Below are 16483 nucleotides of genomic sequence, written 5' to 3' on the forward strand. Positions count from 1 at the left end.
ATTTGCAGAAAGGGGAGGGCGAGATGGCTGATCTGACGTTTATTCATGCCGCTGACCTGCATCTGGACAGCCCGTTTTACGGCATTTCGAATCTGCCTGAACCGGTATATGCGCGTATTAAAGAAAGCACATTTCACAGCGTCCGCCGACTGACGGACGGGGCACTCCGGGAGCAGGCAGATTTCGTGCTGCTTTCGGGGGATCTGTTTGACGAAGCCAACAGAAGTTTAAAAGCCCAGCTGTTTTTGAGAAAACAGTTTACGAGATTACAGGAAGCGGATATCCAAGTGTTCGTCATATTCGGCAACCATGATCATTTGGGCGGTAAGTGGACGCCGATTGAATGGCCTGAAAATGTACATACATTCACCTCGGATACACCGGAGGAAAAATCTTTCTTTAAAAACGGAGAGCTTGCGGCAAGCATATACGGATGCAGCTATCAGGAAAGAAGCGTAACGGTCAATCAGGCGGCCCGTTACCGGAAAATGACCGGCGCGCCTTATCATATCGGCATGCTCCACGGCATGTTATCAGGAGCGGAAGGGCATGACCCGTACTGCCCGTTTACGAAAGAAGACCTTGAAAAAAGCGGCATGGATTACTGGGCGCTCGGACACATTCATAAACGGCAGGTTCTGTCCGCCCAGCATCCCGCCGCCATTTACCCCGGGAATATTCAAGCCCGGCATTTAAAAGAAACCGGGCCTAAGGGATATTATCTCGTCCGGGCGGCAAACGGTGAGATGTCTTGGGAATTCAAAGAAGCGCATGATGTGTTATGGGAGGAAATTGATCTTGATATCTCCGGAGCTGAACATATGACTTCACTTCTGAAAGCCGCATCAGATACATTCTCCGGCTTGCGCGCGGCGGGCCGCCCGGCATGTGTCAGGCTGGTGCTTCGCGGCGCAGCGCCCCGCTTTTGGACGGAGGCGCCCGCAGGCATCGCGGAGGAGCTTCTTTCCGCTTTACAGGAGGAAGAGGCCGAAGAGGAATGTTTCGTCTGGCCGCTTGCGCTTGAGGATCGGACGGATGAAACAGAAACCGTGCCGCACGATCCGTTTTTTAAAGGGCTCCTTCAGGACATAGAACAATGCGCAGACATGAGCGGTGTATTTGAAGCTCTTGAGCGTCATCCCGTATACCGGCGTCAGATGGCTTCATTTACAGATGAAGAGATACTGGATATTAAGCGGCAGGCTCAAGCCGTTTTAAGACGCCAGATGAAGGAGCTTCAGAGATGAAAATAACGGCGATGCATATTTACCAATACGGAAAATTTTCCGACCGAAGTTTTCAGCTGTCAGATTCTCCCGTGCAAGTGATCTACGGATTAAATGAAGCGGGCAAAACGACATTGATGTCCTTTATCAAAAGCATGCTGTTCGGTTTTCCGAAATCAAAAAAATACGAACCGAAAAACGGCGGGGTTTACGGCGGCACTGTGGAATTGAAGCATGGCGATCACGGCGCTGTCAAAATCGAACGGACAAAAGGCGCTGCCGAAAAAGTCAGAGTGTATACGGCTTCAGGCGAAATCAAGGACGGAGAATGGCTCAAACAGCTTCTCTCCGATACAGACCGGGCGCTGTACGAAGCGATCTATTCGTTCGATGTATTCGGACTGCAGGAGATTCAAGCTTTTAACCGGGACAAAATCGGCGAGTTTCTCCTGTATTCGAGCTTATTCGGGTCGGAAGCGGCGGCAAAGCTTGACGGGCGGCTGGCAAAAGAACTTGACAGGATGTATAAGCCGAACGGGCGGAACCCCCGCTTAAATCAGGAGTTGGATACATTAAAGCGGCTCAGCGCCCAGCTGAAACAGGCGGAAGCTGCGGAAGCGGGCTATCACAGCCTTCTGGAAGAGAAAAAAAGCGTCGGCGGCCGTTTGCAGGATGCCGAAGCACGATTGAAAGACATAACTGAAGAAATCAAAACAGTAAAATCGGCGATAGAAGCAAAGCCGCTCGCAGACAAAAAAACAGCCTTGGAAAGCGAACTTTCTTCTTATCCGGAAGCATTGAAGCAATTCCCGAAGGACGGAATGCATCAGCTTGAAAAATACGAATCGCATCTCCATCCGAAAGCGGCCCGTCTTGAGGGGCTTCGGGCAAAATCGGCTGAACTCAGGCGGCAGACTGATCTGCTCGCTCCAAATGAGGACTTGCTGCAAAAAGAGCGGCAGCTGCAGGAGCTTTCCGGCGAGCAGCATATGTATGAATCGCGCGGCGAACAGCTTGCAGCCATCCAATCACAGATCCGGCAGACATCTGCCCGCGTTTCGTCAGGATTGCAGCAGCTCGGAAGACATGAGGAAGACGGCATTCTTTCACTGAACACCGATTATGAATATGAATGGCGGCTGCAGGAAGCCGTGCAGAGCGCCGGACAGGCTAGAGAAAGAAAGACACAGCTTGATGCGATTTTCGAACAAGCGCGGCTGGAGCTGGAAGAAGCCGAACGAAAACATGCCGTGACGGCGGAAAACATTTTGGACCCCGCTGTCAGGAAAGAAAAAGAAGCCGCTTTACAATCATATAAGCAAACGGCTGATACAGAAGGAAACGAATGGCAGGCACATGTTCAGCATCTGGAAAAACAGCGCGCCAAACAAAAAAAGCTCTTTCTCGGTGCGGGCATTCTGTTCATTGCGATTTTCGCTATGTTAAAGGAATGGCTGCCCGCCGCCCTTTTTACCGGTGCTCTGCTGCTGTATATGCTGTCCGGCATGCAAAAACCGCTGCCGTCAGAAAGAGGAGGGCCCGGACACAAGAAAAAGAAGCCGGCGATCTCTAAAGAAACGGCTGATCTTCTGCAGGAAGAGCTTTGGCGTGACGGCCGGCACCGGCAGCAGCTGATTGCGGATCAAGCCGTGCTTGAACAGAAAGAAGCGGCATATGAAAGAGTCATCCGCCAATATGAAGAATGGGAGGCCGAAATGGCGCCGTCTGAAAAACAGGCGGAACTTTTTATGAATGAACTGGGGTTTTCAGGAAGTCCTTCCCATCTTCTTGACGCATATCATGTAATGAAAGATGTCAAAAAAGAAATCCTTAACAAGCATGAGCTGACCATTGAAGCGGGCAGGCTGCAAAAGCTGCAAAGAGCATTTGAGGACCGGGTCAAAAAGCTGAGTCCTTCAGACGGAAGGGAGCTGTCCGTAAAAGAAAGACTGCACGTTTTGCTGGCGCAGGCGGAACGGGCCCGTGAGGAAGCAAAACGAAAACAGGCGCTCGAAACGGATCTGCTGCATGCACAAGAGCAAATGCGTGAATTAAATGAAGAAGTTCATTACTACGAACAGCAGGTCAAACAGCTTTTCATGGCGGCAGGCGCAAAAAACCGCGAACACTTTTGTGAACTCGCCAGGCTGACTGAAAGCCGCCGGGAAACAGAGCGGCAGCTGCGCGAAATCAAAACGCACTTGTCCGGCATAGGCGGAAAACAGCTGGAGCCGTACATGAGCCGCACAGTGTCCGAACTTGAACATACAGTCGTTCAGAAGGAAACAGAGAAAAAAACGCTTGAGGAAAAAAGCGCCCAGCTCCGTGAGCAAACCGCTTTATTAACGGTGAAGCAAGAGCAGCTGGAGTCCTCGGGGCTTGTATCCGATTTAAAACAGCAGACAGAAATGCAGAAGGAGCGCGTGAAAAAAACCGCTAAAGAGTGGGCCGCATTACAGACGGTCAGACACATTATCAGGGAAAAAATGGAGCGGCATAAAAAAGTGACGCTTCCCCGTCTGTTAGAAACCGCCGGTGCATTATACGGGCCGCTTACGGACGGACGCTATCACAAATTGTATTTTTCCGAGGCTGATGATTCCATTATGGTCATGCGGAAAGACGGAACGGTGTTTTCTGCAGGCGAACTGTCACAGGCGGCATGCGAGCAGCTTTATGCGGCGATTCGTTTTGCCCTTGCGTCAGAGAGGGAATCTGCGGTATCACTGCCGTTTTTACTTGATGACAGTTTTGTCCATTTTGACAGGCAGCGGCTGCAGCGGCTGTTTGATGTGCTGAATCAGCTTTCAGAAGGCGGGCGGCAGATACTTTATTTCACCTGCCATGAGCATGTCAGCCGGTCTTTTCACAGCGGACAAGTCATGCGGCTCCTGTCATAAAAGAGTTTATTTTCAAAAAAGAGGTATGTGCTATACTGGTATTATGTAAGATATGGAGGGAGCTTTTAATAGAATGGCAAAAGGTATTATGCTGCACGAGGTCGGCGAGCAGGTCGATCAATACTTTCTGATTAAATCTTCGACTAAAGGAATCGCAAGCAATGGAAAACCATTCCTGACGTTAATGCTGCAGGACCAATCGGGAGATATCGAAGCGAAGCTGTGGGATGCCAAGCCGACTGATGAAGTAACGTACGCGGCGCAGACGATCGTGAAGGTGATCGGAGATGTCCATCACTATCGCGGACGAAACCAGCTTAAGCTGAGAAACATCCGGCCGGCCGGCGAGAACGAAAATGTCAGCATTGATGATTTTCTGGAAACGGCGCCGATTCCGAAAAATGAAATGATGGAAACCGTCACTCAATACATTTTTGAAATGAAAAATCCAAACATCCAGCGGATCACAAGACATCTGGTCAAAAAATATGCGGCTGAGTTTATGGATTACCCGGCGGCGGCTAAAAACCACCATGAGTTCGTTTCCGGGCTCGCGTATCATGTAGTGTCCATGCTGAACCTGGCAAAAGCGATAGCCGATCTGTATCCGTCTCTTGACCGGGATTTACTTTATGCCGGAGTCATTCTGCATGATCTCGGCAAAGTAAAAGAGCTTTCAGGCCCCGTCTCCACAACGTACACCGTGGAAGGGAATCTGCTCGGGCACATTTCGATCATGGTGACAGAGCTTTCAAAAGCAGCCGAAGAGCTTCAGATTGACGCTGAAGAAGTGCTGATTCTGAAGCATTTGATTTTAAGCCATCACGGAAAAGCGGAATGGGGAAGCCCGAAACCGCCGATGGTGAAAGAAGCGGAAATTCTGCACTACATTGACAATCTGGATGCAAAAATGATCATGATGGACAGAGCGCTGGAACGGGTGAAGCCGGGCGAATACACAGAGCGTGTATTTGCGCTTGAAAACCGTTCTTTCTACAAACCGACTTTCCATCAATAAGATAAAAAAGACCGATTCTCTATGATCGGTCTTTTTTACGTTCAGCTCTCATAACTTGTCTTTATCAAGCATAGCTTAGAATAAAGACTCTGGGTGAAAAAGGGAGGAAACCGACGTGCTATTTTTTCCTTGGTGGGTATACCTTTGCATTATCGGAATTATTTTCAGCGCTTATAAGCTTTTCACAACAGCTAAAGAAGAGGAAAAGCTTGACCAGTCGTTTATTGAAAAAGAAGGAAGGGTGTATATTGAACGGATGGAACAGGAACGCGAGCGCCGTATGGCGGCGCCCGCAAGTGAAAACGCGGATGCGGAAGAAAACTCCAATCATTCCATCGCATAAAAAAACTGTGCGGCTCGCCGAGAGCCCGCACAGTTTTTTTATTTAGATTCAGAAGAAGTTGAAGTGTTAAACGTGTCTTTTAAGTCTTTGTCTTCCACTTTTACGTCAGCTTTTTTCATGACTTTTTGAATTGCCGCCTGTACAGCTGAGTTGTCGTTTAATTTCTGTTTAAGAACTTCTTCTTTCAATTCTTTTTTCATGTCATCATATTTGCCGCGTTCTTCTGTCTTTTTGATGATATGATAACCGAATTTTGTTTTGACCGGATCGCTGACTTGTCCGACTTTCAGGCCGAATGCAGCTTTGCTGAATGTTTCATCCATTGACTTTTTATCGAACCAGCCAAGGTCGCCGCCGTTGTCTTTTGAGCTGTCAGTTGAATATTCTTTCGCAAGCGTTTCAAACTTCTCGCCTTTTTTCAGCTTTTTCTCCACTTCGTCAGCTGTCTTTTTGTCAGCGACAAGGATGTGGCTCGCGCGGATTTTACCTTTTAAGCCATCGTAATATTCTTTCGTATCGGAGTCAGTCACTTTGATGTTGTCTTTCGCCGCTTTTTGTGCAAGCAGTTCGTACTTCACCTGATCTTTCAGGTAATCTTCGCCGTACTGCTGTTTAAGGGCGCTGTACTGATCGCCGAGCTGCGTTTTGTACTCTTTCAGCTTGGTATCGATTTCTTTATCCGTTACTTTGTATTTTTTTGCTAATACTTTTTCTTGTACGAGCTGTGTCAGCACACTTGCGCCCGCGGTTTTTTTCATGTTCGTGTAGAGCTCGCCTTTTGTTACATTTCCGGCATCCGTCTTGGCAATCACGTCGTTGTCGCCGCTGCTGCAAGCGCTGAGAGCCAGGACGCTCGTTGCCGTAATAGCTGCTATCGCGATTTTCTTCATTCCTTTAAACACTCCTAATCATCCAAATTAAATTGCATATGCGTATCATAACATATTGTGGCTTTCTGTAAAAAGATTTTAAATAAAGGGCATTCGTCTAGTCAAACTTTTTCCTGATACATACAAATATATTGATCATGAAAAGGAGGTAATGAACCATGGGCGGAGGATATTCAAACGGTTTCGCACTGCTCGTAGTACTGTTCATATTGCTTATCATCGTAGGTGCAGCTTACATTTGTTAAGCGAAACGGATCGCTTTTTCTAAAAGCGGTCCGTTTTCTTACCCGGGCGCCTAATCGTTTCAGAAGTAAATTGCATATGATGTAATTGGAAAAATAAAACGTTTTGTAGGAGGTGCTTTTGGAGATGGGTGAAGTATTTGCAGGCGGTTTTGCATTATTGGTTGTTCTGTTCATCTTATTGATCATCATCGGCGCTTCTTGGCTTTATTAAGAAAAAAATATGGCTGTCGGGGGTCAGACCTCCGTCAGCCATATTTTTTTGCCTGTTTACACAGTAAAGGAGATCTCGACGAATGAAGAGATCAGTAAAATTAAAATAGATACATTAATAAAACGGAATACCTTATCCTGCCGGTCTTCAGGAATCTCTCTGACAAGGCATAATGTATTTGTGAGCCTGTTTATGAAATAAAGAATAAACAGGGCAGCCACGATAAAATAGAATAAAATGATGGGAGATTCCCCCTCTCTCTGAACTGCTCCCATATTACATTACCAAATATTTATTAAAAAAGATAGAATGTAACCTGAAAAATCAGCGGGACATCAAGACTCCGGCACTTTTTTTACTAAAATATCAAAACCGTCGGATTCCTGGTCAATCAGACATGATTTGGGCGCTTTGACCAGATGCAGGGCAAACAGAAGATCAGGCAGGCAATACCCCGCATGGATGCTCGAAATCATATAAAAGTAATGAGCGTGTCTCGGAAATGCCAGTCCGGCATAAAACAATAACGGCGTAATGAATAAAAACGGGCTGATCGTTGAAATCAGCATCGTCGTTTTCGGTATGCCTTTCCATGTCGGCATCCGCAAGAAGTACATTTTCATTTCCTTTTTTCTTTTTTTACAGATCATCGGCAGGACATGTATGACTTTATGTACAAATAAAGTAACAACGAGCAGAACACAAAAAGCAAACACGTGCCCGTCACTTAAACTGATATTCGGACGCAGCAGCCCGAATGCCAAGAAGTTGCATATAAAAAACAGGATCATAAAACCTACAGCAGTCAATAATAAACGAACCGCACCATAATCTTTGATCAGATTAATGGTTTTCCAGCAATTCATCAGAGTCATCCTTCCGTACAAAGATGGAATACAATCTCAAAATAATTTACTCTCTTCAGGAGAAAAAATCAATCCTTTTTTAAAGAAAAAAATAAACCTGGAAAGAGAAGAACAGAAGAGCTCGGTGAAACATGGAAATGTACGGTTTAACCTTTCTTCTCCATTCATTATCAGCTAAAATAAGATTAAAGATAGAAAGAAGTGAAACGGATGGATTCAATGGATCAGCGTATCGGGCGTTTAGAATATTACATACAATTGCTGGTGAAAACGGTGGATATGGATAAGTACCCTTTTTATGCGATGATGATTGAAAAAGGGCTGACCGAAGAAGAAGGAGAAGAGGTCGGGCGGATCTGCCGCGAATTGGAGGACGAGCTGGAGTCGCAAAAAGCGCAAGGCTTTGTGACGTTTGACAAGCTCCTTGCGCTTTTTGCGGGACAGCTGAACGAAAAATTAGATGTTCATGAAACGATTTTTGCTCTGTATGAGCAGGGGCTTTATACAGCGCTGATGGAAGAATTTATTGAGATTATGAAGCACTTTGATTAACTGTTGATCGGTTCCAGCTCTTCAGCCGTTTCATGGACAGCCGATTCGTCCGTTTTTTTCTTCAGCCTTCCGTCTTCACTATCAAAATCATTGTTTATGTTTGTCAATGATTTCTCGAATATCTCCATAAAATCTTCGCCGTAAATGTGGCGGATGACACAGGTTAATTCTTCAACCTCAGGAAACTTCCCGAATAAGTGGTAGATCGGCTGTGAGCCTTTAAACACAGCGTTTCTCGACGGATCAAACTCCTCAAGCAGGCTTTCGAATACATTTTCCCCTTCTTCTGTTAACTGAATGTACGTGTTCCGTTTATCATTCAGCCGCTTGGAAAATTTCAGATATCCCCGTTCTTCAAGCTTTTTTGAAAAGTTAAATGCAGTTGATACGTGCATAACGCCGAATTTGGCGATTTCTGAAATAGAAGCTCCTTTAAGCTGATAGGCAATCCATAATATATGATGCTCATTAATATTAAGGTCGTACGGCTTCAGCCAATTCTGCCAGTCTTTCTCGATAGATTTCCACAGCGCTTTGGACAGCTGCGCCATTTTTTGGGTATAGATTAAAGCTTCTTTTAGATCGTAAGGCGGTTCAACACGATTCAATACAGATCACCTGCTTCACATTTTCTTTTCCTCTATTATGCCAATAAAATAAAGATTAATAAAGATGAAAATTTAAGAATTTTATAATAAATTCTTCATCCATTGCTGGGAAAGGCTTTAAACCGCAAAAAAAAGTGCGGAACGCAATATGTCCGCACTTTTTTTGGTTGTATAGGATATTAGTTTTGTAAGGTTTTCTCCAGCTGTCTGATTTTCTCTTCAATATCAGCGATTTCCTTCTGGAGATCCTGCTGGTGCGGTTTGATTTCCTCCTGCCACCTTTTAATGCTGGTCTGAAGCTCTCCGCCTACGTCTTTAATGACTTCTGCGCTTTCTTTCGCCGTTTGGACAAGCTGGTCCTTAAGCGCCATTCCGTCTTTTTTTAACCGTTTGATTGTGTCCTCAATTGAATTGCAATTCGCTTTGATTTTGCCCCGCAGCTCTTTTCCGGATGAAGGAGCCGAGAGTAACACCGCTGCGCCTCCGATCAATCCGCCTACGAAAAGGCCTGTTAAAAGGGAACGTCCGTCAGCCATTTGAAATCACCCCGTTTTTTTTCTCATAACTTTTATCATTTTTGTTCAGAAGAATAAACTTCTATACATAGCTTGCTTTATTTTAGCATATTTTTTAAGGGAAAAGGAGGGAGAAGGTTGTCTGTCTTTATGATTGTTTTATCTTGTATGGCTCTTGTCTTTGCGGCGGGCGCCGTTTATTACCTGAAACTGCTCGGTCAGGCCGCTTCTTATCCGCCGAAGCGGGTCGTCCGCCAAAAGGCCATTGTCTGCTCAGCAGGAACCGCCCTCGCATTGTTCCTTATCTTTTTCACAAAACTTCTCGTATAAAACATGCTGAAACACATTAAAAAACCTCTTCCGGCCGGAAGAGGTTTCGGTATGCGGTTATTTCACCGTTTCAATCATATTGGACCGTTTTAAGATCGTCTGCACAATCGGATGCATAATGATAATGGCGATCGTATTCAGCGCAGCCGCCGGAAGGACGACCGCGAGCACCAATGCGGTGAATCCGCCCGGCAGGCCGACAATCAGAAGGGCCAGCGCCAAAAAGAGCAAACCGGAGATGAAGGTGCCGGCTATCGTAATGACGGCGGCGGGCGCTGTTTTCACGCTCTTTTTCACCAAAAGCGCCAGCGCGAGAAACAGAAACGCCGTTACCGGTTTTTCAATGATATTCGGAAGCTGTCCGCCCGGAAAAGATGTCGTGAGTGCGGAAATGATTCCCGTTACAATCCCAATCATCAGCACGTTCTGCACACGGGGGAATAACAGAATACCCATAAACATCATCACAAGCATCATATCGGGTTTCATTCCGAATAATACCGGCGGCATAATGGAATGAAGCACCGCTCCGATTGCCGCAAACAGGGCCATAATGACTAATTCTTTTGTTTTCATACTAAGCTCTCCTCTGCTAAGCTTTTTCGCCATCCAATAATATGCTCGTCATTTATTGCGATGGCCGGAAAAATTGATATGCAAACAGTATATCAAAGGAACCGTTATGTTAGAAGAAATTTATTCGTTTTCCTGCTGGAACTTTCTCATAAACTGAGCCAGTTTTTCACAATCAGCCAGGCTGACGGCGTTGTAGATAGACGCCCTGCAGCCTCCGACTGAGCGGTGGCCTCCGAGTCCGGTCATTTTAGCCGCTTTCGCTTCTTCAACGAATTTTTTCGTGAGACTGCTGTCGCGGAGGGTGAACGTGACGTTCATGTGAGAGCGGCTGTCTTTTGCGGCATGCCCCGCGTAAAACCCGCCGCTTGCGTCGATTGTGCCGTACAGGACGTCGGCCTTTTCCTGATTGCGCCGTTCAGCCGCTTCGACACCGCCGTTTTCAGCCAGCCATTCAAGGACGAGGCTCAGCATATAAATCGCAAATGTAGGCGGCGTATTATACAGTGAATCGGCTTTTGTGTGAGTGGAGTATTTCAACATTTTAGGGACGTTGGCGTTTTCGTTTTCAAGCCATGATTTTTTCATGATGACGACCGTGACGCCGGACGGCCCGAGGTTTTTCTGGGCTCCGCCATAGATGACATCAAACGTTTTGACATCAATTTTTCTGCTCAGGATGTCGCTTGACATGTCGGCTACGAGCGGGATCGGTGAATTCGGGAACTCTTTCCACTGCGTTCCGAAAATCGTGTTGTTTGACGTAATATGCAGGTAGGCGCCGTCTTTGATTCCTGAGAGGTCCGCTTCCGGTATGTGGTTGTGGTTTGAATCTGCGCTTGTTGCCGTGACGGATGTGTTTCCGAACAGTTTCGCCTCGGCGAGTGCTTTTTCAGACCATGCGCCCGTTACGATGAAGTGCGCCGTTTTTTCCGGTGTTAAAAAGTTCATCGGCAGCATGGAGAATTGAAGGCTTGCGCCGCCTTGAAGAAATAAAATATCATAATCGTCGGGAATATCCATCAGTTCTTTCAGAAGGCTTTTTGCTTTTTGGTGCACCGCATCATATTCCGTGCTCCGGTGGGACAGCTCCATGACGGACATGCCGGTATCCTTGAAGTTGACAAATTCTTTTTGTGCTTTTTGCAGCACATCCAGTGGAAGGGCTGCGGGTCCTGCATTGAAATTCGTTGTACGTTCCATGTTTACGATCTCTCCCTGTTTTCCGCTTTAGTGTAAGAAATAATACAATTATCCTATCACAATTTTTTGATTTTTTTGATATAAAAAAATATAATTTATGTTTTTTGTGTTTCCGGACGCAAAAAAACCTCATCTTTAAGATGAGGCAAGCCGTTTTCTGACGGTTGAAGCGATCTCCTGAAGATCGTCAGGCGTATAGTCTTCGGCGTGGGTCTTCCAGACAGCCCCGAAACCGTCGCCTTTTCCGTAACGCGGAATGATATGCATGTGAAAATGGAACACCGATTGGCCCGCTTTTTCACCGTTGTTATTGAGAATATTCAGCCCGATCGGCTCGAATTCATCGCGGATGGCGCGTGCGATTTTCGGCACCGCTTCAAAATATTCTTTAGAAAGTTCAGGCGTAAACTCGTACACGTTTTCGATATGTGTTTTCGGAATCACGAGCGTATGGCCTTTTGTGACCTGGCTGATATCAAGAAACGCCACGACGTGTTCATTTTCGTATACTTTTGAAGACGGAATGTCACCGGCAATGATTTTGCAGAAAATACAATCGTCCGCTTTGTGCATAGATGGGTTTCCTCCCTGAAAAGAAATATATGTATATTCTCATCGTACCACAAAAACGGCCAAAACAAAAAACAGGATGAACGGCTGCGCGTTCACCCTGATGCAGAAGTACGAGCTTTATCACAGAAAATTGAATATGCCTTTTGTAAGCACCTCATTTGTTTTTAAAATGAAGACTTATGGGTCTGCTTAATCATTCCTGGGACAAACACCTCATTTGATTATTTCATCATGAATGAAGAACATCATCAAAGCAGTGTGTGAAGAAATTGTAAGCACAGGACATGTTGATTTTCATCCAACTGTTCTAAGACGTCTTTTATAAACACCTCATTTTCAGTTGATTAAAGCTGTTTCCTTCTACATACATTATGATGTCCGCCAAAACGATAACTATGCACACTTTTCACGTGAGAAAAAAAGGGAATCGTTTCAAATCAGACTTTATTTTTGGTACTATGAAGAAAAACGAATCAGAAGGGGAGAAATTATGTCTCTGCTATCGGTAAAAGACTTAACCGGCGGTTATACGAGAAACCCGGTCTTAAAAAATGTTTCATTCACCCTTGAGCCGAACCAGATTGTCGGACTCATCGGATTAAACGGCGCGGGCAAAAGCACGACGATCCGGCATATTATCGGATTAATGGACCCGCATAAAGGCTCGATCGAGCTGAACGGCAAGACGTTTTCGGAGGATAAGGAAAGCTACCGCTCGCAATTTACGTACATCCCCGAAACGCCGGTGCTGTATGAAGAACTGACGCTCAAAGAGCATCTGGAGCTGACGGCCATGGCGTACGGCCTTTCCAAAGAAACGCTTGAAAAAAGGCTTCCTCCGCTTCTGAAAGAATTCAGAATGGAAAAAAGGCTGAAATGGTTTCCCGCTCACTTTTCCAAAGGGATGAAGCAGAAAGTCATGATCATGTGCGCGTTTCTCGCGGAGCCTTCGCTTTATATCATTGACGAGCCGTTTCTCGGCCTTGACCCGCTTGCGATCAATGCATTGCTGGAGCGGATGGACGCCGCGAAAAAAGCCGGATCAAGCGTGCTGATGTCAACGCATATCCTGGCTACGGCAGAGCGCTACTGTGACGCTTTCATTATTTTACATAACGGCGAAGTGCGGGCAAGCGGCACACTGGAAGAACTGAGAGAGCAGTTCGGCATGGAAGACGCAGCTCTTGATGACTTGTATATTGAACTGACGAAGGAAGACGCCGGCCATGAATAATATGTCTACGATTTGGCAGTCCCGGCTTGAAGAGCATATAAAGGAAACCAGAATGTATATGAAATATATGCTCAATGATCATCTCGTCATTGTGCTGATCTTTTTTATTGCCGGCGCGGCGAGCTGGTACAGCAAGTGGGTCAAAGACATTCCCGTTCATTTTCCGTCATTTTGGGTGATGGCGGTGCTCTTTTCATTTGTGCTGACCGGTTCATACGTCCGGACGCTGCTAAAGGAAGCGGACCTCGTGTTTCTGCTGCCGCTTGAACCGAAAATGGGGACATACTTTAAGCATTCATTTAAGTACAGCTATCTGTCACAGCTGTTTCCGCTTATTGCTCTGTCGCTTGTATGCATGCCTCTGTTTTTCGCTGTAAGTCCGGGGGCGTCGCTTGCGTCGTATGCCGCCGTATTTATTCAGATGCTGGCGGTAAAAGCGTGGAATCAGGCCATGGAGTGGCGGATGACGTTTATGAATGACAGAAGCATGAAAATGATGGATGCGGTCATACGCTTTATCTGCAATATGCTGCTTTTATACTTCGTCTTACAGTCGTTTTATGTGTACGCTGCCGCCGTCTACATTGTGATGGCCGGCCTTTATGTGTATTTCACATCGGCCGCAAAACATAAATCATTAAAATGGGAAGCCCATATTGAATATGAATTAAGAAGGAAGCAGCGGTTTTACAGAATCGCCAATCTGTTTACCGATGTGCCTCACCTGAAAAAACAGGCAAAACGCCGGGCGTATCTCGACTTTTTGCTCAGAATGATTCCGTTCGAACAGCGGAAAACGTTCTCCTATATGTATGCGCGGGCTTTTCTGCGTTCAAATGATTATCTCGGCATTCAGGTCAGGCTCACGATTATTTTTATCCTGATTATTATGCTCGTTTCCGCCAATCCGTGGATAACGGCGGCGTTAACCGTATTTACCGTCTTTATTACGGGAATACAGCTTCTCCCGCTGTTCGGGCATTTTCATCATCTTTCTCTGCAGGAGCTTTACCCGGTCAATCAGAAAGCGAAGCTGCAAAGTTTCTTTTCGCTGATGAAATCGGCATTAACCGTGCAGGCGCTGCTGTTCTGTGCAGCGTCAGCCTATGCCGCGGGAGTCAGCGGGGCGCTGTATGCGGCCGTTGCTTCAGCCGTTCTGATTTTTGTGATCATGCCTTCGTATATGGGCGGAAGATTGAAAAAGTACGGCAAGCTGTAATCAATCGGGTTTTTGAAACCTCAATGAAAGAAGGAGACACAGATGACCGACGATCAGCAGCTGATACAGGAAGCACTGCAATGGAAAGCGCGTTTTTTGCGCAAAGATTCTATGCTTGAACGTTTTTCTAAAGGAATGCAGGCGAAAATAAATGAGCGGATTCCCGATAAAATTCATGCCGTCATCACAGAAAGCATTAAAAAAATGACCGAAGCAACAATGGCGGGTTCAAATCTGGTGAAAAGCAAGCGGGATACAAACGGTATGACGCTTGCTGAAAAAGATGCCCTCGCCAGACAAACCGTCGCATCGTACCAAAAGGTCGCGGCAGCCGAAGGTATCGGTACGGGGGCCGGCGGAATTTTTTTAGGGATGGCTGATTTCCCTTTGCTGTTATCCATTAAAATGAAATGTCTGTTCGATCTTGCCTCCATTTACGGCTATGATGTGAAAGACAGGGATGAGCGATTGTTTTTGCTGTTTATTTTTCAGCTGGCTTTCTCAAGCGGTGAACAGCGGAAACGCATATACTCAATGATTGAACAATGGGATTCGAAAAAGCATGATGTCGATTGGAGAGTTTTTCAGCAGGAATACCGCGATTATCTGGACGTAGTGAAATTGTTTCAGCTTTTGCCGGTCGTCGGAGCCGCCGTGGGCGGAGCGGCCAATTATAAACTGCTGTCACAGCTCGGTGAGACGGCAAGGCACGTTTTTCATTTAAGAATCACAGCAGCCGGTACGTAATGTACCGGCTGTTTTTTATGCCCTATCGGGGGTAGCTTACCGCGGCGCCGATAAGCACCTTGGCGGCCGTCAGCATCGCTTTTTCATTAAAATCAAATTTCGGGTGGTGATGGGGATAAATGGTTTCCGCGTTTTCTAAAGCGGCGCCCGTAAAGAAAAATGCGCCTTTTGTATGCTGCAGATAATAGGAAAAATCCTCTCCGGCCATCTGCGGCTCTCCTTCAATGACCTTCGTGACGCCGTCTGTTTCCGCTGCGGCTGCCGCCGCGTGCGCCGCTTCCTCGGGATGATTAACGACGGCGGGATAACCGCGCTTGAAACGATATTCATAGGAAGCGGAGTGCATGGAACAGATTCCTTTTACGACGGCTTCTATTTCTGCTTCGAGCAGGCTGCGCACACTTTCGTCAAACGAGCGGACGGTGCCTGATATGACTGCCTGATCGGCAATCGCATTAAACGGATTTTCAGCGGTGAACGAGCCGGCTGAGATGACGGCCGGCTGCACCGGATTTACCCGCCGGCTGACGATATGCTGAAGAGCCGTGACGATTTGTGAGCCGATTAAAACGGCGTCCTTCGTATCGTGAGGAATCGCGCCGTGGCCGCCCTTGCCGATGACTTTAATCGTAAAGCCGTCAGCGGCGGCCATCACTGCGCCCGGGCGGCATAAGACCGTCCCGACGGGTTCAGTCGCCCAAAGGTGAGTGCCGAAAATGGCATCGACATGCTCGAGGCAGCCATCCTCAATCATTGCTTTTGCTCCGCCGGGAGATAATTCCTCGGCGTGCTGATGGATCATCACAAATGACCCTTTCAGTTTTTCCCGGTTGCGGTACAGCACTTTTCCGACCGCAAGCAGAGCCGCCGTATGTCCGTCATGCCCGCAGGCGTGCATGACGCCGGGAATTTGTGAAGCATAGGGCACATCTTTTTCATCCTGTATCGGCAAAGCGTCAAAATCAGCTCTGAGTGCCACGGCCGGTCCCGGTTCACTCCCTTCAATATAGGCTGTGACACCGTTGCCCCCGACATTCGTCCGGATGGGAACGCCGAGCTTTTCATAAAATGAGGCGATGAACGCCGGCGTTTTTTTCTCCTTAAAGGATGGCTCGGGATTCATGTGAAGGTGACGCCTGATTTCAACCATTTCCTCATACAGCCCGTCAAGCTGAGCGTTTAAGCTTTTTTGAAGTGTCGTTAACGTCAAAAGCGATGTCCCCCTCGTCT

General features: G+C 46.8%; 20 protein-coding genes. 11 read left to right on the forward strand and 9 right to left on the reverse strand.

The window, feature by feature from the left end; translation table 11 throughout:
* Positions 1 to 23: 23 nt before the first annotated feature.
* The 4 genes from JNUCC22_RS05060 to JNUCC22_RS05075 all read left to right on the forward strand — a co-directional run bounded on the left by JNUCC22_RS05060 (position 24) and on the right by JNUCC22_RS05075 (position 5487).
* Positions 24 to 1247 carry a metallophosphoesterase family protein gene (locus tag JNUCC22_RS05060; protein ID WP_216062180.1) on the forward strand — a complete coding sequence of 408 codons (1224 nt, stop codon included), beginning with the start codon at positions 24 to 26 and terminating at the stop codon, positions 1245 to 1247.
* Complete coding sequence (locus tag JNUCC22_RS05065; RefSeq protein ID WP_216062181.1) at positions 1244 to 4126, forward strand: ATP-binding protein; 2883 nt, start codon at positions 1244 to 1246, stop codon at positions 4124 to 4126. Before JNUCC22_RS05060 ends, JNUCC22_RS05065 begins: the two co-directional genes overlap by 4 nt.
* Before the next feature lie 73 nt (positions 4127 to 4199).
* Positions 4200 to 5144, forward strand: coding sequence for a 3'-5' exoribonuclease YhaM (yhaM, locus tag JNUCC22_RS05070; RefSeq protein ID WP_003155251.1), 945 nt, complete (start codon positions 4200 to 4202; stop codon positions 5142 to 5144).
* 115 nt (positions 5145 to 5259) lie between these two features.
* Positions 5260 to 5487 carry a sporulation YhaL family protein gene (locus JNUCC22_RS05075; RefSeq protein WP_007409227.1) on the forward strand — a complete coding sequence of 76 codons (228 nt, stop codon included), beginning with the start codon at positions 5260 to 5262 and terminating at the stop codon, positions 5485 to 5487.
* A gap of 38 nt (positions 5488 to 5525) precedes the next feature.
* Here JNUCC22_RS05075 and JNUCC22_RS05080 read toward each other — a convergent pair whose 3' ends face one another.
* Positions 5526 to 6377, reverse strand: a complete 852-nt coding sequence (locus JNUCC22_RS05080; protein WP_038463740.1) for a peptidylprolyl isomerase — start codon at positions 6375 to 6377, stop codon at positions 5526 to 5528.
* A 158-nt stretch (positions 6378 to 6535) separates the two neighbouring features.
* Here JNUCC22_RS05080 and yhzE1 point away from each other — a divergent pair, with 158 nt between their 5' ends.
* Both yhzE1 and yhzE2 read left to right on the forward strand, forming a co-directional pair.
* The gene (yhzE1, locus tag JNUCC22_RS05085; protein WP_017417375.1) at positions 6536 to 6622 is read left to right on the forward strand and encodes a sporulation protein YhzE1; all 87 of its coding nucleotides are present in this window, start codon (positions 6536 to 6538) and stop codon (positions 6620 to 6622) included.
* Positions 6623 to 6746: 124 nt separating this feature from the next.
* Positions 6747 to 6833: a sporulation protein YhzE2 gene (gene yhzE2, locus JNUCC22_RS05090; protein WP_003155248.1), complete on the forward strand. Its 87-nt coding sequence runs from the start codon at positions 6747 to 6749 to the stop codon at positions 6831 to 6833.
* A gap of 56 nt (positions 6834 to 6889) precedes the next feature.
* On the opposite strand, the gene JNUCC22_RS05095 is transcribed toward yhzE2, so the two are convergent.
* A complete protein-coding gene (locus tag JNUCC22_RS05095) occupies positions 6890 to 7108 on the reverse strand; it encodes a hypothetical protein (RefSeq protein WP_003155245.1) in 219 nt (72 codons plus the stop codon).
* A gap of 60 nt (positions 7109 to 7168) precedes the next feature.
* Positions 7169 to 7699 carry a DUF3267 domain-containing protein gene (locus JNUCC22_RS05100; protein ID WP_007409225.1) on the reverse strand — a complete coding sequence of 177 codons (531 nt, stop codon included), beginning with the start codon at positions 7697 to 7699 and terminating at the stop codon, positions 7169 to 7171.
* Positions 7700 to 7909: 210 nt separating this feature from the next.
* Here JNUCC22_RS05100 and JNUCC22_RS05105 point away from each other — a divergent pair, with 210 nt between their 5' ends.
* A complete protein-coding gene (locus JNUCC22_RS05105; RefSeq protein WP_003155243.1) occupies positions 7910 to 8251 on the forward strand; it encodes a YhaI family protein in 342 nt (113 codons plus the stop codon).
* Here JNUCC22_RS05105 and JNUCC22_RS05110 read toward each other — a convergent pair.
* Together JNUCC22_RS05110 and JNUCC22_RS05115 are read right to left on the reverse strand one after the other, a co-directional pair.
* Positions 8248 to 8859, reverse strand: a complete 612-nt coding sequence (locus tag JNUCC22_RS05110; RefSeq protein ID WP_003155240.1) for an HTH-type transcriptional regulator Hpr — start codon at positions 8857 to 8859, stop codon at positions 8248 to 8250. The two genes, JNUCC22_RS05105 and JNUCC22_RS05110, sit on opposite strands and share 4 nt — an antisense overlap.
* Positions 8860 to 9038: 179 nt before the next feature.
* Positions 9039 to 9395, reverse strand: coding sequence for a YtxH domain-containing protein (locus JNUCC22_RS05115; RefSeq protein ID WP_007409224.1), 357 nt, complete (start codon positions 9393 to 9395; stop codon positions 9039 to 9041).
* 117 nt (positions 9396 to 9512) lie between these two features.
* On the opposite strand from JNUCC22_RS05115, the gene JNUCC22_RS05120 reads away from it, so the two are divergent.
* The gene (locus tag JNUCC22_RS05120; protein WP_007409223.1) at positions 9513 to 9704 is read left to right on the forward strand and encodes a membrane protein YhzF; all 192 of its coding nucleotides are present in this window, start codon (positions 9513 to 9515) and stop codon (positions 9702 to 9704) included.
* 57 nt (positions 9705 to 9761) lie between these two features.
* Here JNUCC22_RS05120 and JNUCC22_RS05125 read toward each other — a convergent pair whose 3' ends face one another.
* From JNUCC22_RS05125 to JNUCC22_RS05135, 3 genes are all read right to left on the reverse strand, one after another.
* Entirely contained in the window at positions 9762 to 10280 is a 519-nt protein-coding gene (locus tag JNUCC22_RS05125; protein WP_007409222.1) for a tryptophan transporter, read from the reverse strand.
* Positions 10281 to 10400: 120 nt separating this feature from the next.
* On the reverse strand, positions 10401 to 11480 hold the full coding sequence (gene serC / locus JNUCC22_RS05130; RefSeq protein ID WP_216062182.1) for a 3-phosphoserine/phosphohydroxythreonine transaminase: 1080 nt from the start codon (positions 11478 to 11480) through the stop codon (positions 10401 to 10403).
* Positions 11481 to 11615: 135 nt separating this feature from the next.
* Positions 11616 to 12053: an HIT family protein gene (locus JNUCC22_RS05135; RefSeq protein ID WP_007409220.1), complete on the reverse strand. Its 438-nt coding sequence runs from the start codon at positions 12051 to 12053 to the stop codon at positions 11616 to 11618.
* A 490-nt stretch (positions 12054 to 12543) separates the two neighbouring features.
* Here JNUCC22_RS05135 and JNUCC22_RS05140 point away from each other — a divergent pair, with 490 nt between their 5' ends.
* Genes JNUCC22_RS05140 through JNUCC22_RS05150 form a run of 3 tightly spaced genes read left to right on the forward strand, consistent with a single transcriptional unit; the run spans position 12544 to position 15253 of the window.
* Positions 12544 to 13287, forward strand: a complete 744-nt coding sequence (locus tag JNUCC22_RS05140) for an ABC transporter ATP-binding protein (RefSeq protein ID WP_025284506.1) — start codon at positions 12544 to 12546, stop codon at positions 13285 to 13287.
* A complete protein-coding gene (locus tag JNUCC22_RS05145) occupies positions 13280 to 14506 on the forward strand; it encodes an ABC transporter permease (protein WP_007409219.1) in 1227 nt (408 codons plus the stop codon). Before JNUCC22_RS05140 ends, JNUCC22_RS05145 begins: the two co-directional genes overlap by 8 nt.
* Positions 14507 to 14548: 42 nt before the next feature.
* Entirely contained in the window at positions 14549 to 15253 is a 705-nt protein-coding gene (locus JNUCC22_RS05150; protein ID WP_014417334.1) for an EcsC family protein, read from the forward strand.
* A gap of 22 nt (positions 15254 to 15275) precedes the next feature.
* On the opposite strand, the gene JNUCC22_RS05155 is transcribed toward JNUCC22_RS05150, so the two are convergent.
* Positions 15276 to 16463 (reverse strand): M20 family metallopeptidase, encoded by a 1188-nt coding sequence (locus JNUCC22_RS05155; protein WP_069007020.1) that lies wholly within the window; start codon positions 16461 to 16463, stop codon positions 15276 to 15278.
* Positions 16464 to 16483 lie beyond the last annotated feature (20 nt).

Source organism: Bacillus sp. JNUCC-22, assembly GCF_018861275.1.
Classification (GTDB): Bacteria; Bacillota; Bacilli; order Bacillales; family Bacillaceae; genus Bacillus; species Bacillus velezensis.